This is a genomic window from Paraburkholderia sp. WS6 (assembly GCF_030464835.1).
GTDB lineage: Bacteria > Pseudomonadota > Gammaproteobacteria > Burkholderiales > Burkholderiaceae > Paraburkholderia > Paraburkholderia madseniana.
Genome location: NZ_JALQCK010000051.1, coordinates 47,780 through 68,861, shown reverse-complemented (window position 1 = coordinate 68,861; position 21,082 = coordinate 47,780). Strand labels below are relative to the sequence as shown.

Genomic DNA, 21,082 nt, shown 5'->3' with positions numbered 1-21,082 from the left:
GCATTGCCCCGCACAGGGGCAACGCTAATAGACCACTAACAATGCAAGGAAAGGCCAACACCATAGGAACACTGACAATGCCGCCGCCAAAGGCAAAAACCCAACCTTAATCTATTGCCTTCCCAGCAGTCTCCCGCATAAACGGCAACGGCAACAACGACACAACCCCACACCCAATCAAATACCAGGCAGGCGCCAGATTACTCCCCGAAATCTGAATCAACCAGGTAGCAAAAAACTGCGCAAACCCGCCAAAAATCGAAACCCCCAAACAATAAACAATCGACATCCCGGTAGCGCGAATCTCGCGCGGAAACATCTCGGGCAACATGACGATATTGGGCACAGCCGTAAAAGCGACAAACACAGCCAGCACAGCAACGACAGACAACAAAACAGGCACCGTAGGCGAAGCATTGATAATCATGAACGCCGGATACACGGCAACAATCAGCAACACCCGCGAAATCCACAAAACACGTTTACGCCCCACCCGATCGGACAACGCCCCCGCAAACGGCGAGCAAATCACCGTCACCACCGCCGCGGTCCACGCGGCCCACAATGCCGACGACATCGGCAAATGCAAAATCCGAATCGCGTAGGTCGACAGATAAAACAGCACGATGTAATTCGCCGCCGTGCCGCCAATAGTCGTCAACACCCCCGTCGTAATCACGCGCGAATGCTCGCGGAACAGCTTGCGAACAGGCTGTGCATCCGGCGCCTGGGCCGCCGAAACCGTACCGTCTTCCACGCCCGGCAACGTTTCGTCCAGATGCCGCCGGATGTAAATGCCAATCGGCCCCATCGCCATGCCGATCACAAACGGCACACGCCAGCCCCAGCTCTCCAGCGCGGCAGTGGACAGCGCCGCCGCCAACGCAACACCCAGCAGCGAGCCGCATACGGTGTTCAACCCTTGGCTCACGAACTGCCAGCTTCCGTAGAACCCGCGCGTCTTGTCGCTGCCATATTCAAGCAGCAACGAGGTCGATGCGCCGACCTCGCCGCCCAGCGCGAAGCCCTGAATCAATCGCGCAAGGATCACCAGCAGCGGCGCGGCGACGCCAATCGCCGCGTACGTCGGCGCGAACGCGATGATCGCCGAGCCGAGCGTCATCAGCCACAGCGTGAGACTCATCGCCGCCTTGCGGCCGGCACGGTCGGCATAGGCGCCGAGCACAATGCCGCCCACCGGACGCATGATGAATCCCACGCCGAACGTGCCGGCGGCCAGCATCAGTTGCGCAAGCTGCCCTTCCACCGGGAAATACAGCTTGCCGATGATCGTCGCGAAGAAACTGTAGATCGTGAAGTCAAAAAACTCGAGGCCGTTGCCGAGCGTGATCGCAGCAATCGCTTTGGCGTGGCTCGTGCGTTTGGCCGGCGGCGTGGCCGACGCGCCAGCGAGATTCAACGCGTCGGTGCCTGCTGGTTGCGGTGTAGCGGAATAGTCCATCTGTGTCTCCATGGTGTCCTCCCTGCTGATGCGCGGCCCTGCGGTCTTGTGCGCCTGAAAGCAAAGGACGGCCTGACTGGCCCCAACACGGCCTTGATGGCCCCGCTGGTCTTCGTGACCCTCGGAGCCTTGCACGGCCTCAGTTCAATCCGATGGCACCCAGCTCAGACGAGGAACGTCTGCGCAAGCCGCACCCAATAGGCCGCGCCGGTAGCGAGGCAGTCGTCGTTGAAGTCATAGCCCGGGTTGTGGACCATGCAACCGCCCTCGCCGTCGCCATTGCCGATAATCAGGTAACTGCCCGGGCAACGCTCCAGCAGGAACGCGAAGTCTTCACTGCCGGTTAACGGTTGCATGTCGGCGATCAAACCGTCTTCGCCGAGCCAGTCGAGCGCGACCTGCCGTGCGAGACCGGTCATCTGCGCATCGTTGACGAGCACCGGATAACGTCGTTGATAGTCAACATGCGCACGCGCGCCGAACACCGCCGCCTGCCCGCAGGCGACAGCCGTGATTCGCTCCTGCAAATAGTTGCGAACCTCGGGCTTCAACGCGCGCACGGACAGGCGCATCTCCGCGGTTTCAGGAATCACGTTCGGTGCTTCACCGGCGTGAATCGCGCCGACGGTGATGATCGCCATGTCGAGCGGCGCAATGTTGCGCGACACGATCGACTGCAAGGCCAGCACGATCTGCGCGCACACCACCACGGGATCGACCGCCTTGTGCGGCACCGCGCCATGACCGCCGCGGCCAGTCACCTTGATGATCACCGTATCGGACGAAGCCATGAACGAGCCCGGCAGGAAACCGAACTTGCCCGTCGGAAAACCGGGCATGTTGTGCATCGCGAAGACCGCGTCGCACGGAAACTTGTCGAACAGGCCGTCTTCGAGCATTTTCTTCGCGCCGGCCTGACCTTCTTCAGCGGGCTGGAAAATCAGGTTCAACGTGCCGTCGAAACTCTTTTCCTGCGCCAGATGCTTGGCTGCCGCCAGCAGGATCGCCGTGTGTCCGTCATGGCCGCATGCGTGCATCTTGCCGGGGACGGTGCTCGCGTACGGCAGGCCGGTCGTCTCATGAATCGGCAGTGCGTCCATGTCGGCGCGCAGGCCGAGTTTGCGCGTGCCGCCGCCTACTTTCAGTTGCCCTACAACGCCGGTCTGACCCAGCCCGCGATGCACGGTGTAGCCCCACTCCTGCAAGCGTTCCGCGACCAGGTCGCCGGTGGCGAACTCTTCGTAAGCCAGTTCGGGCTGCGCGTGGATGCGGCGCCGCAGCGCGATCATTTCGTCTTCGAGTTCGGCGATGCCCGCCGGGATGGCCATGGTGTTCACGATGTTGTCTCCGTCGATGAAAGCGTGAACCGAGCATAACCACGCCGATTTTCCAGCGGCAGGCGTAGAATCGTTGCGCCAGCAACCAGCGGTTGCCACCCATGTACGGGTTTTCCAGATGAAACTGCATCAACTCAGCACCTTAGCGGCCATTGCGGATACCGGCAGTATCCGGGCTGCCGCCCGTTCGCTCGAACTTTCGCCGGCCGCCGTGACCAAGGCCATGCGCGAACTGGAAGCCGATCTGCACGCGCCGTTGCTGGTGCGCGGCGCGAGCGGCGTCGCGTTCACGGAGTTCGGCCGCGCGCTGGTCGTGCATGCGCGGCTGGTGCTCGGTCAGTTGCAGCGCGCAGAAGCGGAGATCGAGGCGATGCGCGGCGCAGCGGCCGGCAAACTGTCGATCGGCGTCACACCGTGGGTGGCGCTGACATTCCTGCCGCCCACGGTGCAGCGGTTCCGGCAACGCATGCCGGAGGTCCAACTGGAATTCTTCGAGGGTCTGTTGGCGGTCGTGCAACCGCGCTTGCGCGACGGCAGCCTCGATTTTTCGATTGGCCGTCCTCCGCCTGCTTCGCCGCAATCGGAGTTTCACAACGTACCGCTGTTTTCCACGCATTCGGCGGTGGTCGCGCGCCGCGATCATCCCAAGGCGGGTTGCCGCACGCTGCTCGAACTGGAAGACGCCGAATGGGTATTGAACTGGGACCCCGCCAGCCGCGAGTCGATCTCGGACAATCTGTTCCGCAAGCGCGGCATGAAGGTGCCGCACACGATCCATCTCGCGCATTCGCTCGCGGTCGTGCTCGGCTTGCTCGCGCAAACGGACATGCTCAGCATTTTTCCGTGGCCGCTCGTCGAGGTGAGCATCGCGAAGGAGAATCTGTGGGCGCTGCCCTTGCGCGAGACGGTGGATGAAACCATCGTTAGCATCACGTCACGCCGCGGCGCGCCGACGAGTCCGGCGGCCACGTGTTTTCTCGAGTGTTTGCGTGAAGTCGTCGACGAAGGCGCGCGCTCGCAAGACCCCGAGCTGCGCCGGCTGTTTCATTCGATCGAACTGCTGCTGTAGCGATGTAGTGGCGTGACGGAATCGCGTTGTCGAGCAACGTCACGGGCACGCGTCGCTTCATGGCATTCAAACAGGCGAGGTACGGTCGCCCGCTACTACCTGGGTTGCTGGCCGGATTACTGGCTGGACAAATGCTTCTGCAGATACGGCACGAAGCCGTTTTGCGTCGGACCGATCTGCTTGACGCAATCATCGTAGTCAGAGCCCATCGCGCGATCCTGGCCATACATGCCACGGCACTGCGCGTACAGCGTGATCGTTGCCCCGCTGCCCTTGGCCACGCGCGTGGCCGAAAAGACCGCATGGCCCGAGCGGTTCGGAACATCGGTCTCGATCGCTACCGCGTCCGCGCGGACGATCGACGTGGAAGAATGCGCCGCCACATAGTCCTTCGTAAGCGACCAGGCCTTGTCGCACTGCGCCTGATCTGCGCACCCGACCGCGGCGTTACGCTGCGCGCTATCGAGCAGGTTCTCTGAGCGGGTAAAGTCGCGCGCCTGCGCCTCCTGTTTTTCGGCGGACATGCAGCCGCTCAAGGCAAGCGCAGCAAGCGCAATAGCGATAGTCGTTTTCACAGGTTCAAGATCCGATGGCGAATTCCGGCAAAGATTATAGACGCCCGCAAACGGCGTTCGCAGATTGGAACAGCCATCGGAAAACGGCCGGCGCGGTGACGTCCCTCACCGCCCGGCCGTCGCCCAGCCTCAACTCGCGTAACCCACCACGCCCTTGATCTCCAGAAAATCCTCGAGACCGAACTCGCCGTACTCGCGGCCATTGCCCGACTGCTTGAAGCCGCCGAACGGCGCATCGGGGCTGTAGTCCGCGTAGTTCAGATAGATCGTGCCGGTACGCAGGCGCTTCGCCACGGCATGCGCGTGCTCGATCGAGGCGGATTGCACATAGCCCGCGAGGCCGTAGAGGCTGTCGTTGGCCATTGCGATCGCCTGGTCTTCCGTGTCGTAGCCGAGAATCGACAGCACCGGTCCGAAGATTTCTTCGCGCGCGATCGTCATCGTCGGCGTGACATTGCCGAACACCGTCGGGCGCACGAAGTAACCATCCTTCAATCCTTCAGGACGGCCCGGCCCGCCGGCCACCAGCGTAGCGCCCTCTTCAACGCCCACGCCGATCAGCCGCTGGATCTTGTCGAACTGCTGCTCGCTGATGACCGGCCCGAGATCGATGCCCTTCGCATCCGCGGGACCGACGACGAGTGCTTCAGCCGCTTCCTTCGCATACGCCAATGCCTCGGCGAGGCGTGCGCGCGGCACGAACATGCGCGTGGGCGCATCGCACGACTGGCCGCTGTTGTCGAAACACGCACGGGCGCCGCGCATCACAGCCTGTTTCAGATCGGCATCTTCGAGAATCAGGTTGGCCGATTTGCCGCCCAGTTCCTGGTGCACGCGCTTGACCGTGTCCGCCGAGGCCTTGGCGACCTGCACGCCCGCACGCGTCGAACCGGTGAACGACATCATGTCGATGTCCGGATGACGCGACATCGCCTCGCCCACCGTTGCGCCTTCGCCGTTGACGAGGTTGAACACGCCGGCCGGCACACCCGCTTCGTCGAGGATCTCGGCGAAGATGATGCCGGAGAGCGGCGCCAGTTCCGAAGGCTTGAGCACCATCGTGCAGCCGGCCGCGAGCGCGGGCACGACCTTGGTGGCGATCTGCAAGGCCGGCCAGTTCCACGGCGTAATCAGCCCGCACACGCCGACCGCTTCCTTGCGGATCAGAATGCTGCTCTTCACGTACTCGAATTCGAACGTGTCGAGCGTGCGGATCATCGTCTCCAGATGCGCAACGCCGGTCCACGCCTGCGCGTCGTTCGCATATTGCAGCGGTGCGCCCATCTCGCGGCTGATCGCATGCACCATGTCGTCATAGCGCTTGCGGTACACGTCGAGGATCGCTTGCAGCAAATCGATTCGCTGCGCGATCGTCGTCTCGCTGTAGGCAGGAAAGGCACGCTTCGCCGCGGCCACGGCGCGGTCGACATCGGCCGCGCTGCCGAGCGAAATCTGCGCGAACGCGGTAGCCGTGGACGGATCGATCACGTCGAGCGTGGCGGCACCGGCCGGGTTTTGCGGATCGACCCACTGGCCGTCGATGTAAAACTGTTTGGCGTGTTGCATGGGCTTGTCCTTTACATGAATGGTTGGGTCAGACGTTGGGCCGGCAAAGCGCCCAAGAGCGGTATCGAATGCTTTACATCGACGCCGCTCAATCTGAATGTCTTCAAATCGAAATTCATCGCTACGCAGCTTTGGCTCAGACTCCGGTTCTGCTTCGATTCCGTCATCGAATCCTTCGTCTTTGAATCAAATTAACCTGGAGAAACACATGAGCACCATCACTTTCACCCGCATCGACGCTAAAGGCCCCGGCGCTTCCGGCCTGAACCCCGCTCTGCACGATCCGGCCGACGTCATCCTCGAAGGCGCCAAGGCACCGCACGCCCTCAACGCATTCTCCGACGCAAGCAACATGCTGTCCGCCGGCGTATGGCAATGCGATGCGGGCACGCTGAAGCTGGCCGACCTGCCGATCCACGAAGTCTGCGTGCTGATCGAAGGCGAAGTCGTCATCACCAGCGACGACGGCCGCAGCGAACGCTATGCCGTCGGCGACGCCTTCATCCTGCACAAGGGCTTCTCGGGCACGTGGCATATGCCGGTGGCGACCAAGAAGTACAGCATCGTGTACTGCGGTTGATTCATACTGCATCGCAGCGTTGCTTCAACAAGAACCGCACCTCCGCACCTTAAGGTGCGGTACCCCTTAAGGTGCGGTTTTTTTATTCTGGCGGCAATCATTAAAAAAACCGCCAGGCACATCGACAACTACCACCGCCACTACATCGGGAAGCCCAGCGCCTTGATCGAATTGATCCAGAGACGCCGCCAGCCGCCGCGATCGTCGGCGCCGTCGAATGCGTTGAAGGTAATCTTCGCGGCGATCCAGCGCAACGGTTCCGGCGGAATGTACGACGGCCCTTTGCGCGAGATATCCAGCGACGTAATCAGCGTCTCCCGATTCCACAGCATGTCGAGGCCCATCTTCGCACCAAAGCGGCTGCCCGCCACGCCGAAACCCGTATAGCCCGCGACGAACACGCTCTTGCCGCCGTGATAGCGGCGCGCGAACACGGCGCCGCGCGAGCAGTAGTCGATCGGGCCGCCCCATGCATGGGTGAAGCGCACGTCGTCCAGTTGCGGGAACGTGCGGTAGAACGCTTCGGCAAGCTTGTAGTATGTACTCTCGTCACGATCCGCGGCCGGATTTGGATCACCGCCGAAGTGATAGCTCACACGGCCGCCGAAGATGATCCGGTTGTCTTTGGTAAGACGGAAATAATTGAGTTGCGTACGCGTATCGTAGATGCCCTGGCGATTGTTCCAGCCGATGCGCGCCATCTGCTCGTCGCTCAAAGGTGCGGTCGCGATGATGTGATCGCGCACCTGCATCACGCGCCGCTTGATGTCGGTCACGCCCACATCCGCCGTGCCGGTGCCAAGCAGCACGCGTGGCGTTTCTACGCTGCCCGCCTGGGTATGCACGATCATCGTCGCGCCGAGATCTTCCATGCGCGTGATCGGCGAGTGTTCGTGCAAACGCACACCGAGTTTCAGCGCGGCGGCCTTCAGTCCCCACGCGAGCTTCGCCGGATGAATCGTGCCGCTGCGATTGCGCGACCACATCGCGCCTGCGAACAGCGGTGAATCGAGTTGTTCGCGTGCGCCTTTGCTGTCGAGCAAAACGACATCATGCCCGTGGGCTACGTGCAGCTCGTAATCGCCTTTCAGATGATCGAGGTGCCCCGGATCGACGGCCACCGTCATCTCGCCATTCCATTCGACGTCCGCTTCAATGCCGTAACGCGTCAACGACTCCTTGAAACCGTCGAGGTTCTCCTGCCCCAGCTTTTCCAGCACGTCGAGGTCTTGCGGAAAGACCCGCGTCGCATTCGGCAGACCATGCATCACCGACGTGGAGATGATCCCGCCCGGACGACCCGATGCGCCGTAGGCCACCTTCCCCGCTTCGACCAGCACGACGTCGAGCGACGGGTCCGCTTCTTTCGCCTGAATCGCGGCCCACAAACCGGTGAACCCACCGCCGACGATCACCAGATCCGCGGAAGTCGGTCCGATCAATTCCCGTTCGACAGCCGGTGCACGCGGATTGTCCAGCCAGAACGGAAACAGCTTTACACCTTCAAACGCGCGCTTTACTGACTCGCTCATTGTGTTTGCCTACTCAACTTGAATACCATTGCATTTGCTGCGCGACTGTTGCTTCGGTGCGGCCTTGGTGGCGCTTCGACGCAGCTTCTAATGCCACCTCGATTGCCCTCGGCGAAGTCTTCACTGCGCCTTGCACTGAGCGCCTCGAACCGCACGATTCAACCCGCGTCCTGCGTGTCCAGCACTTCTTCGCGTTCACGTCGTACGGCGCGCTGCTGCGCCTGCGTTTTCATTTGTGTCTTCATTTGCGCGCCGCCAGCCTTAAGCCTGGTCGCCGGCACCACCGGGTGCACGGTCGCGTTGCGCTGCGGACCGCTACGCAACCAACGTCGGCCAAGCGGTCCATACACGCCATCCGGTTCAGGAAAACACTGCAGCAATGCGATATACAGCGCACAGGCCAGCGTCAGCGAAACAGGCATGCTGATGTCGAGACCACCGGCGAGCTGCCCAAGAGGACCGACGAACTGATCCGGCAGATTGACGAAGCACAGGCCGACCACCGCGCTCGGAATCCACGCGCCCATCGCTCGCCAGTTCCAGCCGTGCGTGAACCAGTAGTGCCCGCCACGGCCGCCGCGATTGAACACCTGCAGATCGTCGGACAGATAGAAACCGCGCCGCGTCACGAAGCCGATGATCATGATCACCATCCACGGGCAACTGCAGACGTTGATCAGCACCGAGAACGTCGATACGCTTTCGACCAGATTGAACGCGAAGCGGCCGAGAAAGATAAAGCCGATGGCGAGGCTGCCGATCAGCAACGTGGCGCGCACGCGGTTCAGAAACTTGGGAAACATGCTCGACATATCGAGCCCGGTGCCGTACAGCGCGGTGGTACCCGTCGACATCCCGCCGATGATCGCAATCAGGCACACCGGCAGAAAGAACCAGTTCGGCGAGATCGCCAGCAGACCGCCCACGTAGTTATTCGAGGCGATGAAATCCGGCGCCTTGCTGGCGATGATCGTCGCGGTAGCGAGACCGAAGAAGAACGGCACGAAGGTGGCCAGTTGCGCGAGCATCACCGCGAGGATCGTGCGCTTCTTCGGTGTGTTCTGCGGAATATAGCGGGCCCAGTCGCCGAGCGTGCAGGCGAACGACACCGGATTGCTCATCGCAACCAGCACAGCACTCACGAACGCCGGCCAGAAACCCACCGAGCCGAGCGCCACCTTGCCGGCGTACGCACTATTGAACGGCCCGGCGAACGCCACAATGCCGACCACGAAAAGCAGACTCGCGGCCCACACGGCGATCTTGTTGACCCAAAGCATGAAGCGGAAGCCGTAGACGCAGACGGTCAGCACCAGCACCGCAAAGAGACCGTACGCGAAGCTCAACGTCATCCAGTTGACCGGCAGGCCGAGCAGATGATTCGCGCCGCCCACGAGCGCATCGCCCGAGCTCCACACCGCCAGCGAGAAGAACGCGACGGCGGTCAACACCGCCAGAAAGGAGCCGACGATCCGGCCATGAATGCCGAAATGCGCACCCGACGAAACCGGATCGCTCGTGCCGTTGCGCGGACCGAACAGCCCCATCGGCGCAAGAATGCACGAACCGATCACCACGCCAAGCACGATCGAATAAACACCCGCCTTGAACGACAGACCGAGCAGCACCGGAAAACTGCCGAGCACCGCGGTGGAAAAGGTATTGCAACCGCCGAACAGCAAGCGGAACAGATCGATCGGCCGCGCATAACGCGAGCGATCCGGAATGCGTTCAAAACCGAATGTTTCGACTTGGGTGATGCTGTTGCTGCTCATTGTCTCCAACTCCTGTAACGGCCAGGTCAATCACAATGGCTCGCCACGAGGATGCGGCGTCCACTTTTCTCAGATGTCTGGACGCCACTGTAAAGACAATCCGTGCGGGCAAAAATATCGCCCGCCCAACCTTTACTTCGATCGCGGGCGATGTAACCTGAAATGCCCGTCCTATAAGGCTCTGCGGATGCATCCAAAGGCCGCTCTGGGACCTCCTTCAGCCCTTGTGAAACGCAAACGTCGAAGCGAATAGCGAGAATCCTCGCCTCAAATCGGGCTTGCCTCACGCGCCTGACGGCGCCGCTTCGCCGCGGCAACAGTCGGCAGCGGGATCGGCACCGCGCCGGACATGCCGTGCTCGATCAGAAAGTCGCGGAACAGGCCGGCGACATGCGGCAGGCGTTTATCGGACACATGCATCACGTACCAATCGCGCTCGATTGGATTCGCGGGCAAGGGCAACAACGCCAGCAAGCCCGCCTGAAATTCCAGCGAGCACGCATGCAGCGACAGAAACGCGATACCCAAGCCCGCCTCGACCAGTTGCTTGATCGCTTCGTTGCTCGAGAGTTCGGAGCCGATATGCAGCTTGTGGCCGGCGAGCCGAAACAGATTCTCGACGGTCGAGCGCGTGCCCGAGCCCCGCTCCCGCACGAACAGATTCGCGGATTGCAGATCGTCCAGCGACAGGCGCTTCTTCTTCATCAACGCATGGGCGGGCGAGGCGACGAACGCCATCGGATGCTTGGCGAACGCCGTGGCCACCGTGCGCAATTCGCGTGGTGCGCTGCCCATCACCGCGAGATCGATCTCGTGCGTGGCCAGCATGCGGATGATGTCGGCGCGATTGCCGACCTTGAATTGCACCTTCACTTGTGGGCGCGATTCCGTGAAGCGCACCAGAAAAGGCGGGATCAGATATTCGGCGGTCGTGATCGCGCCAATGCGCAGCGTGCCGCCCTGCTCGCCATGCAGGGCGGCGAGGTCATCTGCTGCGCCGTTCCATAGATCGAGGATTTCCAGCGCATAGCGCGCTAGGATTTCGCCCGCCGCGGTCAACTGCACGCCACGGCCCACCCGCTGCAACAGCGGCGCGCCCGCGGCCTCCTCGAGCAGGCGCACCTGAAGCGACACCGCCGGCTGCGTGAGCTTCAATTCTTCGGCCGCGCGTGACACGCTGCCTAGCTTCGCGACCGTATGCAAGGCTTTCAATTGACGAAACGTGGCGGCTTTTAACATAAGTGAAAACCTATATATTGTTCAGAAACATTAAATTGTGCTGCGGTTTCAGCCGATTCTATACTGGCCCTGACAGATGAGGCCGGTGAATACCCGGTATAGCCCCGGAACGCCTTCACCGGCTCAGCACGGACAACTTCAGGAGGATAGGATCATGGCCGCAATCGATCAGCAGGGAACCTCTACCGCGCAACGCAGAGAGCAAGGGCAGCAAGCGGCGGCGCATCGCGTCGTGATCGTCGGCGGTGGGGTCGGCGGCCTTGGGCTCGCCACGCGACTGTCCGAAACGCTCGGACGCGCCGGTCTCGCCCAGATCGTGCTGGTGGATCGCTGGCCGACGCATTTCTGGAAGCCCTTGCTGCATGAAGCCGCGTCGGGCCAGCTCGATCCGGCCACGCATCAATTGCAATACGCAGTGCAGGCACAACGGCATGGCTTCGAATTCGAACAGGGCGAGCTCGCCGCGCTCGATCGTACGAACCGGCACATCACACTGAATGCGCTCCACGACGCCGACGGCCGCGAAATCCTGCCGTCACGGCAGCTTGCATTCGATACGCTGGTGCTGGCCATGGGCAGCGTCACGCAATATTTCGGCGTGCCCGGCGCGGCCGAACATGCGTTACCGCTCGAATCGGTCGCGCATGCGGAAGCGTTTCGCCGCAAGCTGCTCGACGCCTGTCTGCGTGCCAACCATGCGCGACGCGCACGGACCGCGCAGGCGGACACGCCGGTGTCGATCAACATCATCGGTGCTGGAGCGACGGGCGTCGAACTCGCTGCTGCGTTGCGCGACACGGTGCGCCTGCTGAACCGCTATAGCCCGTTTTCTCTCGACCCCGTGCGCGACTTCCGCATCCGTCTGATCGAAAGCAGCGAGCGCGTGCTGCCCGCCCTGTCCGAAACGATCTCGGCGCGTGCGCAAAAGATGCTCGGCAGTCTGGGTGTCGACGTATTGAACGCCACGCGCGTCACCGAAGTGCGCGCCGACGCCGTGCTGACGAATGAAGGCACACCGCTCGCCAGCGACATCGCGATCTGGACGGCCGGCATCGCGGGGCCGCCGGTGTTGCGCACGCTGGACGGCATCGCGGTGAATCGCAACGCACAGGTGCAGGTGAGCCGCACGCTGCAATGCACGAACGACGCGAACATATTCGGACTGGGCGACTGCGCGGCCTGCCCTTCTTCTGAAAACGCGGACGCGTTTCTGGCGCCGCGCGCGCAAGTCGCGCATCAGCAGGCGCTGTTTCTGGCGCGCGCGCTGAAGTGCAGAATCGGGGGCGAGCCCTTGCCGGAGTTCGTCTATCGCGACGCCGGCACGTTGGTCGGCTTCGGCCGCGAAGGCACGATCGGCAGTCTGAGCAACAGCTTGCTGACGCAGCCGGTGTTCGTCGACGGCTGGCTGGCGACCGCCGTCTACAAGCTCATCTATCGCCGCCACGTGATGACATTGACCGGCTTCGCACGCATGGCGCTCGATTCGGCGAGCCACTGGTTGCGTCGACGCGTGCATCCGGTGATCCGGCTCCATTGAAATTGGCAAGCGCGGGCGGCGTCTTTCAGATTCCCAGATTCAGAAAACACCGCCCGCGCAACGCTCAATCGAGAAACTCCGTCGCCCGCTTGCGCAGCACCGCGCCGAAATCGTCGAGCCAGCCGATCGACAGGCGCCAGCTCTGCCAGTACAGATCCACATCGATATGCTTGCCGGGCGCCACCTCGACCAACTCGCCGCTGGCAAGATGCGGCGCGATCATCCGTTCGGGACACATGCCCCAGCCCATTCCCGTCACGCAGGCGCGCAAAAAACCGGCGACGTGCGGAATCCAGTGCAAGGGCGGATCCAAATCGGCCCGCGTGATGCGGCGCATGAAGCGCTTCTGCAACTGATCCTTCGGGTTGAAATCGACGCACGGCGCGCGCCGTAACGACTCGCGCGCGACGCCGTCGGCAAAATGACGCTCGCGAAACGCCGGCGTGCAGACCGCCAGATAGCGCATCCGCCCGAGCCGGGTCGAGCGGCAGCCCTGCACCGGCTCGGCCTGCGTGGTGACCGCGCCTTGCACGCTGCCGTCGCGAATCCTCTGCGCGGTGTGGTCCTGGTCGTCGATCACCAGATCAAGCAGCATCTCCCGTTCCACGCAGAACTGCGCCACTGCGTCGATGAACCAGGTGCCCACGCTGTCGTCGTTGACGGCCACGCGCAGCGCCGGCCACGGTTCGACCAAGGCGCCGGGCAGTGCCGGCAACCGGCCGGTCAGCTCCGCTTCCAGCAACAGCACGCGTTCGGTATGGCGGCACAGCAGCGCCCCCGAGGTGGTCGCGACGCACGGCTGGCCGCGCTTCACGAGCACGCTCCCCACCCGCTCCTCCAGCAGCTTGACCCGCTGGGAGACCGCTGAGGGCGTCACGTTCAGTTCGCTGGCCGCACGGTCGAACGAGCCGTGCCGCACCACGGCGGCCAGCGCGTCGAGCAATGCATAGTCGAGCATTAGCGTTCCTTAATCGGCATTAAGTAAATTAGCTTCTCTTATGAGCAGCAAAACCGCAGACTAGTCTCGTTCGCTTTCCCCGTCTACTGGATCGATTATGAATTGGCTGTCTTTTTCCCACGGTGCCGCCCTGTGCGCGTCGCTGATCGTGACGATCGGCGCCCAGAATGCCTTTGTGCTGCGTCAGGGCATCATGCGCTCGCACGTCGGCAAGATCGTCGCACTGTGCGCGCTGTCCGATTGCATCCTGATCGGCGCGGGCGTCGGTGGCGCGTCGGTCCTGGTGGAACGCTATCCGGTGTTCGTCCACGCGATGCTGTATATCGGGCTTGCCTATCTGGCGTGGTTCGGCATCAACGCGCTGCGCCGTGCGGTACGTCCGGGACATGCTGTGCTGGACGCCAATGCGGGCGGCGCCGCACCGGGCACGAGCGCAGCAGCACCCGTGCAACGTGCAATGCCGATCATCCTGATGACGCTGGCCTTCACGTGGCTCAATCCGCACGTGTATCTCGACACCTTCCTGCTGATCGGCACGGCCGGTGCGCGCGAACCGGACGGCGCACGGGTGGCGTTCGCGCTCGGCGCGATGGCGGTGAGCGGAATCTGGTTTATTGGTCTGGGTTACGGTGCCCGCGCGTTGGCGCCGCTGTTTCGCCGCGCGACGGCGTGGCGCGTGCTGGATGGCGCGATCGGCAGCATGGTATTGCTGCTGGCGGTGACGCAGTTGCGGTGATTGCCGGCAGGCGCCCTACTTCTGCACCTGCTGCATGCCGAGCAGATCCTGCACGAGTTGCGCCGACACGTAATGCGGCCCATCGAAGAGATAGGTCCGGTAACCGCGATACGCGAGCAATTGCGGCGACAGTTCAGCAGCCGTCGCCGCGCGGAACGCGCCGCCCTGGGCGGGACGAAATGCCTCGGCGATGATCCGCACACGGTCCTTGCCGAGCCGCGCCGCCAACGCATCCGCATATTCACGCGCAGCCGCCGGGCCACGCGCATAGACACCGCAGCCATCCTGCAGAAACACGCCGACATCGCGCGGCAGCCAGCCGTCCAGCCACGCTGCCAGCGCCGCACCGCCGATATTCGAGTTGTCGTAGACACTGATCCACAGCGGCCGCGAGAGCTTCTCGAGCAAAGGCGCGAGCGCGGCGGCATCCTTCCAGGTTGGGTCGACTTCCACCGGAAAGTAATAACCGTCGATGTGAACCGCCGGCCGCACGGCCGCCAACTGCTTCGATTGTTCGATCAGTTGCGCCGCCTGCGCACGGGCTGTGGTTTCGTCGAAACGTCCGGCGAGACCGACGATCACATTGCGCGCCCATGGTTCGCCGGCAATCCGCGTCCAGTCCGGCAAGCGTCGGGCTATTTGCATAGCGGTGCCAGGCAGAAACGACGTGCCGTCCACCGCTGTCCATTGCACGAGCAGATCCGTCACGCCGAGGCGATTCCAGTCGCCGTGCGGGTCGACATGATCATCGTCGATCTGCCAGACCACGCCCTGCGCCAACGCGCCGGCGTCGCTCGCACCAGGCGCCGAGCAGCCGTACACGAGCGCTGCGCACGCGCTCGCCGCCAGCAGCGCGCGGCGGCGCGGCGAGACCGGCTCGCCCTCCCGGGTCTGAACCTCGTGTGAACTACGCATTGTGCTGGCGCTGTGCTTTGAAATGAACGTCACGATAATCCTGAGCAAGTTGCGCGCGATCGATCTTGAAGTTGACAGATACCGGCAAGGACCGGCACGCGAGCAATTCTGACGGGATCATATACGACGGCAGGCGCGCGGCCAGCAGCGTCTTCCAGTCGTGCAACGCGTCGGGCAGCCGGCCATCGTCGTTGCCGGTTGCGACGAACGCGACGATCCGCGCGACCGAGCCGTCCGGCCGCCGCAACGGCACGGCTGCGGCACTCGCTGCAGCGGGCAGCGCGCGCAGGGCCGCGTCGATCTCCATCAATTCGATCCGGTAGCCGCCCATCTTGATCTGATCGTCGATACGTCCGTGGCAGAACAGCAGTCCGTTGCCGTCGATCGCGCCCAGATCGCCGGTGCGAAACGCCCGCTGTCCGTTGTGGGTGAACATGCGTGCCGCGTTCAGGTCTTCGCGGTTCAGATAGCCGCGCATCACATGTGCGCCGGCGATGCACAATTCGCCAGCGTCGACGAACACCTCGGCGTCGCGCTTGGCATGGCCGATCGGCAGGCGCGCGTGATGCGCGAGTACCGTATCGTCGACGACGATCCAGGTGGTCGCTACAGTCGCCTCGGTTGGTCCGTATGTGTTGATGATCCGTGCGGCCGGGAAGCGCTGGCGCAATTGGCGCGCGAGTGCGACTGGTAGCACTTCGCCGCAGAACAGGAAGGTCCTGAGCGCCGGCAAGCCGTCTTGCGAGAACTGCGGATTGAGGAGTTGCTGTTGCGCAAACGATGGTGTCGACACCCATGTGGTCATGCGGTGACGTGCGAGCGTGGCGAGAAACGCTGCGCCCTGCGTCGTCAGTGCACGCGAGGCGAGTACCACGGTGCCGCCGAGCGCGAGGGTGCCGAACACTTCGTACATCGACAGATCGAAGCTGAAGGGTGCCTGATCCAGGAACACCGGCGCGTCGCCGAGCGCGAAGTCGGCCGCCATCCAGTCGGCCAGCGCGGCGACGCTTTCGCGGCCAATCTGGACGCCTTTGGGTTCGCCGGTCGTACCGGAGGTGAACAGCACGTATGCGAGGTTTTTCTCGCGCAATACCGGCGGTGCTGATGCTGTCGAAGTCGAAGTCGAACTCACCGCCCCCTCTACCGCCTCAAATTCGACCCACGCGCCGTGCCCGTTCAAACTCACGAAGCGGCCGTCGCGCGCGTCGAAGTAAGTCTGCGCGCCGAGCGTGCTCGCGATGCGCTGCATCCGTTCATCCGGATAGATCGTATCGACAGGCACGAACGGCGCACCGAGCAGCAACGCCCCCACCATCGCCACAAAAAATTCCGCTTCCTTGTGACCGCGGATGATCACCGGCACATCCGCAGCGAAACCGTGTGCGCGCGCCTGGCTGGCCCACGCGTGGGCTTGTTCCTCCAACTCGTGCCAGCGCAATGCGCGATCGGCACCGATCACCGCCCACGTGTCCGCACGAACATCGACATCGGCAAAGCAGTTCGCGCTCAGATCGAATCGCATGGCGCGCCTAGCGATTGGCGGCGATGAATGCGCAAAGCGCATCCACGGATGCCAGGTGCTCGGCGATCTCGGTTGGCGGAATCCGCACGCCGAATTGCATCTCGACGCCCATTACGATTTCGACGGCCAGCACCGAATCGACCAGCCCCGTTTCGAGCAGCGGTTCATCACCGCGCACGAGGCGCAGCACGACGGATTCGACCAGCGCCGCCACGTCGGCGTGCAGCGTTTCGTGTTGAGTCATTGTGTACTCCTTGCGCAAACGTCGTTCCGGCAATCAGAACTGGAAATAAAGAAAACGCACTTCGCCATGCAACTGCGCGACGCAGAACACCAGCACGCCGAACATCGCGACGGTCCAGCGCAGCGAAGGCCGCCATGTCAGCGCAGCGGGCAAGCCTTCGACCGCGCGATCGAGCGCCGGCGAGAAGCGGCCCATCAGTTGATGTGAATTCGGCGTGCACCAGACGATCGCCAGCAGCGCGACGATCTGCAACGCGAGCGTCGAGCGGCCCGCGACAAGATGCAGCCATTCGCCAAGGCCCATGTTCGCCGTGCTCCAGGCGGGCCAGTCGAGCGCTTCGATACCGCGTAGACCGGCCATGCCCTGCAATAACGCGAGCGCATCGCCAACGCCATGTGCCCGGAAAAATGCAAACGCGACCAGTGCGGCCACGAAGGTCAGCAGGACCTTGCCCGCATGGCGAACGCGTGCTTTGAAGCTCAATGTGAACGCCGCGGCTGTTCCTGCTGTTCCTGTTGCCCGTGCCGTCCCCGCTGTAACTACTCCAGCTGCCGGCGCAGCCGCCGCCCGCCACGCGCGATAAGCGTGATTCACAGTGAGATACGACGCATGCAGCAAGCCGTAAATCAGATACTGCAAGCCCGCGCCGTGCCAGATGCCGGCCAGCGCCATCGTGTAGAAAGTCGGCACGGCCACCGTCGAGAGAAAGCCGCCCGTCGAGCGTTGCGCGAGGCGCCCGATCGGCAGGCCACGCAACGCACGGCTACGGTTGATCCGCATTGCCAGCGGGTAGTACAGGTAAGCCGTGAGATAGCGCGTGAGCGTCATATGCCAGCGCTGCCAGAAGTCGATGATGCTGGCCGCCTTGAACGGCGAATTGAAGTTCAACGGAAAACGCACGCCGAACATCTTCGCGAGGCCCACGGCCATATCCGAATAACCAGAGAAGTCGAAGTAAAGCTGCAACGCGTACGCGAGACAGGTGCCCCACGCGGCCAGCCACTGCAACTCGTGCGGCGCGGCGAAGCCCGCGTCGGCGAACGGTGCGATGGTGTCGGCGAACAGCAGCTTCTTCGCGAGACCGATCGTGAAGACGAACGCACCGATCGACAGATTTTCCGCGCGCAGCTTATACGTGGCCGGCTGCGCGAACTGCGTCATCATTTCCTTGTGATGCAGGATCGGCCCCGCGATCAGATGCGGAAAGAACGTCACGAACTGCACGTAGCCGAGCAGGTCGCGCTCCTTGACGATGCCCGCGTTGCAATCGAGCAGATAGCAGATCTGCGTGAAGGTGAAAAACGACACGCCGAGCGGCAGGATCATGTCCTGCATGCCGTGCGCGAGCCAGTCGGCCGGCGCGACCCCGCTTGCGTGCACGAGCGCGGTGAGCAGCGTCGCCAGATATTTGTAGCGCACCAGCAGCGCGAGGTCGGCGGTGATCGCGAGACCGAGTAACCAGCGGCGGCGAACGGACTGCGCAGGCGCCGCGACAATCGCACAGCTCATCGCGTAGTTGAACGCGATCGACCCCACCAGCAAAGCGACGAACGCCGGATTCCACCAGCCGTAGAACACGATCGACGCACCGCAGAGCCACGCCGCCGCGGCGCGTGGCATGCGCTGGCCGAGCAGGTAGTAGCCGGCCAGCGCCGGCGGCAAGAACAGCGTGAGGAAGATGAATGAATTGAATAGCATCGGGATCAGTCCTGCCTGGCTGGTGCGGGAGCGGTGCCGACCGGCATCGACAGCGCGTCTTCCGACATTTCCCAGATCACCACGCGCACACTCTTCGGCCACGTGGCACGCTCGCGCCAAACCGCCTGCATCGCGCGATCGAACTGGCCGTCGTCGAGGCTGACGTTCCACACTTCGCGGCCGAGCTGCTCGCCGAGGCGCTCGGCAAACGCGCTGCGGCGCGAAAACGAACTGCCCGCGAGCAGCACATCGGCGGCGGGACCGTCGTCGAGCAGGCCGCCTGTGCGTTGTGCCTGTAGAGTTTCAGCGGCGACGACATCAGGCGCTGGCCGCCACGCATCCGGCACGTCATTCAGATTGGAGAGCGTGAGCAAATCGCCGATGCGCGGCGCGGGTTGCGCCGTCGTGTGCGTGAATGTGGTGTCGCCGGGTTTACCGAGCAACGGCAACACCGCGGCGCCGACCACCTGTGCAGCCGCTTGCGCACCACGCGCATTCCAATGCACATCGGTACGGAAAAACGCGGGACGTGCAGCTTGCAACGCCGGCATCAATTCGACGTGCGTGACGTTGCTCGCGGTCAACGCGCGATTCCATACATTCAGACGCTGCGTCATCCGCGCGTCCTGCCGCAGCCCGCACAGCGCTTCGCTCTCCACGCGCGCTTTGTCGGGCACCGTCACCACCACCAGTTGAATCCCGGCGCTGCGTAGCGCATCCGCGTAACGATGCAAGGAGGCGATGCGCGCATCGGTCAGCGCGTCACCGCCATCGGCGCGTTCGACAGAATCATGTCCCGGCTGCACCGGCGCGCGCAGGCCGTCCGCATAGAACAGCCAGCCGGGACAGCCCTCGCGTACCTGATGCCCGAGGTCGCCGAACAACCGGTAACGCGCCGCGGCTTGCCAGCGATGCAGCGACCGCGCATACGGCACGTCGATTGCACGGTCGAGACTGCGGCCGAGGCTGCCGTCACGCCAACCATGCGCATCGAACGACGCGCCGTCGCGCGACTGCATGACAAGCGAGGCCAGCGCGCCTGCACAACCGAGGCCGAGCAACAGCGCGACCAGCCACGCGACGTGCCGATGCGCGCGAGCGAGCGGCCCCGGCGCCGCCGCAGCAGCGTGACCGTGCGCCGCACCGGTGTCGTTGCCCGCTGCGCCTGCCGCTGTGCGACCCACCGTACGCGCCGGCGTGCGTCCAACTGACTCGCTCATCAGGCGATAGCCTTGGTCAGGCGTGCGAGGAACGCATCGTCGGCCATGACCGAGGCTGCGTCCCACTGCCCGCCCGCGCTCGGCAGATTCATCATCTGCCCTTCGTTGAATTGCCAGACGATCGCTTGTGGCGGATTCACCTTGAAGGCCGGCGCTTCCACATAGTTGAGCAGCGTCTTCCACGGACCGGTGTCGCCGAAGGTCCACGTCAAACCAACCGGGCGATCGATTGCGTTCGAGAGCTTCTGCGGAAAACCGAGGTACGGCTGAACCATGCTGTTGCCGACCACCTGCACGACCGGCGGGCCACCATCGACGAGATCCGGCGACGCCACTACCGTGCGCACGATGAAGTGATCCTTGCCGACCGTTTTCTTGCGCTCCGGCGGCAGCAAGGTCGCGAGGTCGCCGTAGCGGACTTCCTCGTTCCACTTGCCAAGCCGGCTGCCCGCGCCCGCGGTGCCCTTCAGCGGACCGGCCGCCATGAGGCGTTTGGCGACACGCGCGGCGACCGCTTCGGCGGAATGGCCGCTCCAGTGGTAATCGGCGCGAATGTACTTTTCCTGCGAAGCATCGATCGCAGCGATCGCGCCGTCGCCATCGACTATCTGCAAGCCGAGCGAAGCGCCGTGCGCGCGAATCGCGGCATAGCGGCTCGCGACCCCTGCGGACATCGCGGTGCCGTCCGGCAGATTCTCCGGGCATGAACGGGCTTTTAGCGGCGCGATCACGATCACGCTATGGATGCCGCGCGCCGCAAGCTGATCCGTCGCCTGATGAATCAGATCGACGGCTTTCAGACACGCGGGCGTTGCGTGATCGGTGAGACTTTCCCAACCGGGATAGAGCCACAGATTGCGGCCCTCGATCACGCTGGTCGACGCCGCGGCAAACGCGCGGCGCGGCAGCAGCGACAGCGCGCCGCCGAGCGGGGCCGCGGCCAGGGCGAGCAGCAGGCGGCGGCGAGTGTTGTTGAGTGGCCCGGCCTGAATGGACGGTTGGAAGAGCGAACGGCAGGAGTCGGTCATGTCGTGTTCCCCGGACTGATTTGAAGCATCTCTCATGTGGCACAACATCGGCGGCGCGCGCTGAAGCGTGGCCCGCGTTGCGATCTTCT

The 21,082-nt window shown here is 63.4% G+C and carries 18 protein-coding genes; 4 read left to right on the top strand and 14 right to left on the bottom strand.

From position 1 onward, the window contains the following. Positions 1-106: 106 nt before the first annotated feature. Complete coding sequence (locus M0D64_RS38705; RefSeq protein WP_266261540.1) at positions 107-1,462, bottom strand: MFS transporter; 1,356 nt, start codon at positions 1,460-1,462, stop codon at positions 107-109. Between the two features lie 164 nt (positions 1,463-1,626). Further along, complete coding sequence (locus tag M0D64_RS38700; RefSeq protein ID WP_266261539.1) at positions 1,627-2,799, bottom strand: M20 aminoacylase family protein; 1,173 nt, start codon at positions 2,797-2,799, stop codon at positions 1,627-1,629. A 118-nt stretch (positions 2,800-2,917) separates the two neighbouring features. On the opposite strand from M0D64_RS38700, the gene M0D64_RS38695 reads away from it, so the two are divergent. Then, positions 2,918-3,868, top strand: a complete 951-nt coding sequence (locus tag M0D64_RS38695) for a LysR substrate-binding domain-containing protein (RefSeq protein WP_154564209.1) — start codon at positions 2,918-2,920, stop codon at positions 3,866-3,868. A 116-nt stretch (positions 3,869-3,984) separates the two neighbouring features. On the opposite strand, the gene M0D64_RS38690 is transcribed toward M0D64_RS38695, so the two are convergent. Together M0D64_RS38690 and M0D64_RS38685 are read right to left on the bottom strand one after the other, a co-directional pair. After that, on the bottom strand, positions 3,985-4,443 hold the full coding sequence (locus M0D64_RS38690; protein WP_168435859.1) for a hypothetical protein: 459 nt from the start codon (positions 4,441-4,443) through the stop codon (positions 3,985-3,987). A 129-nt stretch (positions 4,444-4,572) separates the two neighbouring features. Next, positions 4,573-6,009 carry an aldehyde dehydrogenase family protein gene (locus tag M0D64_RS38685; RefSeq protein WP_266261538.1) on the bottom strand — a complete coding sequence of 479 codons (1,437 nt, stop codon included), beginning with the start codon at positions 6,007-6,009 and terminating at the stop codon, positions 4,573-4,575. A 208-nt stretch (positions 6,010-6,217) separates the two neighbouring features. Between M0D64_RS38685 and M0D64_RS38680 the strand changes: the two genes are divergently transcribed. Further along, positions 6,218-6,589: a cupin domain-containing protein gene (locus tag M0D64_RS38680; RefSeq protein WP_266261537.1), complete on the top strand. Its 372-nt coding sequence runs from the start codon at positions 6,218-6,220 to the stop codon at positions 6,587-6,589. Between the two features lie 140 nt (positions 6,590-6,729). Here M0D64_RS38680 and M0D64_RS38675 read toward each other — a convergent pair whose 3' ends face one another. From M0D64_RS38675 to M0D64_RS38665, 3 genes are all read right to left on the bottom strand, one after another. Further along, positions 6,730-8,121: an FAD-binding oxidoreductase gene (locus tag M0D64_RS38675; protein ID WP_266261536.1), complete on the bottom strand. Its 1,392-nt coding sequence runs from the start codon at positions 8,119-8,121 to the stop codon at positions 6,730-6,732. A 158-nt stretch (positions 8,122-8,279) separates the two neighbouring features. Further along, positions 8,280-9,896, bottom strand: a complete 1,617-nt coding sequence (locus M0D64_RS38670) for a cytosine permease (RefSeq protein ID WP_266261535.1) — start codon at positions 9,894-9,896, stop codon at positions 8,280-8,282. Positions 9,897-10,163: 267 nt separating this feature from the next. Next, positions 10,164-11,135, bottom strand: coding sequence for a LysR family transcriptional regulator (locus M0D64_RS38665; RefSeq protein ID WP_266261534.1), 972 nt, complete (start codon positions 11,133-11,135; stop codon positions 10,164-10,166). 154 nt (positions 11,136-11,289) lie between these two features. Between M0D64_RS38665 and M0D64_RS38660 the strand changes: the two genes are divergently transcribed. Beyond that, positions 11,290-12,672 carry an NAD(P)/FAD-dependent oxidoreductase gene (locus M0D64_RS38660; RefSeq protein ID WP_266261533.1) on the top strand — a complete coding sequence of 461 codons (1,383 nt, stop codon included), beginning with the start codon at positions 11,290-11,292 and terminating at the stop codon, positions 12,670-12,672. A gap of 64 nt (positions 12,673-12,736) precedes the next feature. Here the strand turns inward: M0D64_RS38660 and M0D64_RS38655 are convergent, their stop codons facing one another. After that, entirely contained in the window at positions 12,737-13,630 is an 894-nt protein-coding gene (locus M0D64_RS38655) for a LysR family transcriptional regulator ArgP (protein ID WP_266261532.1), read from the bottom strand. Between the two features lie 97 nt (positions 13,631-13,727). On the opposite strand from M0D64_RS38655, the gene M0D64_RS38650 reads away from it, so the two are divergent. Further along, entirely contained in the window at positions 13,728-14,366 is a 639-nt protein-coding gene (locus tag M0D64_RS38650) for a LysE/ArgO family amino acid transporter (RefSeq protein WP_266261531.1), read from the top strand. Positions 14,367-14,381: 15 nt separating this feature from the next. On the opposite strand, the gene M0D64_RS38645 is transcribed toward M0D64_RS38650, so the two are convergent. Genes M0D64_RS38645 through M0D64_RS38620 form a run of 6 tightly spaced genes read right to left on the bottom strand, consistent with a single transcriptional unit; the run spans position 14,382 to position 20,993 of the window. Beyond that, positions 14,382-15,281, bottom strand: coding sequence for a hypothetical protein (locus M0D64_RS38645; protein ID WP_266261530.1), 900 nt, complete (start codon positions 15,279-15,281; stop codon positions 14,382-14,384). Beyond that, positions 15,274-16,803: an AMP-binding protein gene (locus M0D64_RS38640; RefSeq protein WP_266261529.1), complete on the bottom strand. Its 1,530-nt coding sequence runs from the start codon at positions 16,801-16,803 to the stop codon at positions 15,274-15,276. Before M0D64_RS38640 ends, M0D64_RS38645 begins: the two co-directional genes overlap by 8 nt. Before the next feature lie 7 nt (positions 16,804-16,810). After that, positions 16,811-17,047 (bottom strand): acyl carrier protein, encoded by a 237-nt coding sequence (locus tag M0D64_RS38635; RefSeq protein WP_154564227.1) that lies wholly within the window; start codon positions 17,045-17,047, stop codon positions 16,811-16,813. Between the two features lie 33 nt (positions 17,048-17,080). Then, positions 17,081-18,745: an MBOAT family protein gene (locus M0D64_RS38630; protein ID WP_266261528.1), complete on the bottom strand. Its 1,665-nt coding sequence runs from the start codon at positions 18,743-18,745 to the stop codon at positions 17,081-17,083. A gap of 5 nt (positions 18,746-18,750) precedes the next feature. After that, positions 18,751-19,965: a cell division protein FtsQ gene (locus M0D64_RS38625; RefSeq protein ID WP_266261527.1), complete on the bottom strand. Its 1,215-nt coding sequence runs from the start codon at positions 19,963-19,965 to the stop codon at positions 18,751-18,753. After that, positions 19,965-20,993: a twin-arginine translocation pathway signal gene (locus M0D64_RS38620; RefSeq protein WP_266261526.1), complete on the bottom strand. Its 1,029-nt coding sequence runs from the start codon at positions 20,991-20,993 to the stop codon at positions 19,965-19,967. Before M0D64_RS38620 ends, M0D64_RS38625 begins: the two co-directional genes overlap by 1 nt. Positions 20,994-21,082: the final 89 nt, after the last annotated feature.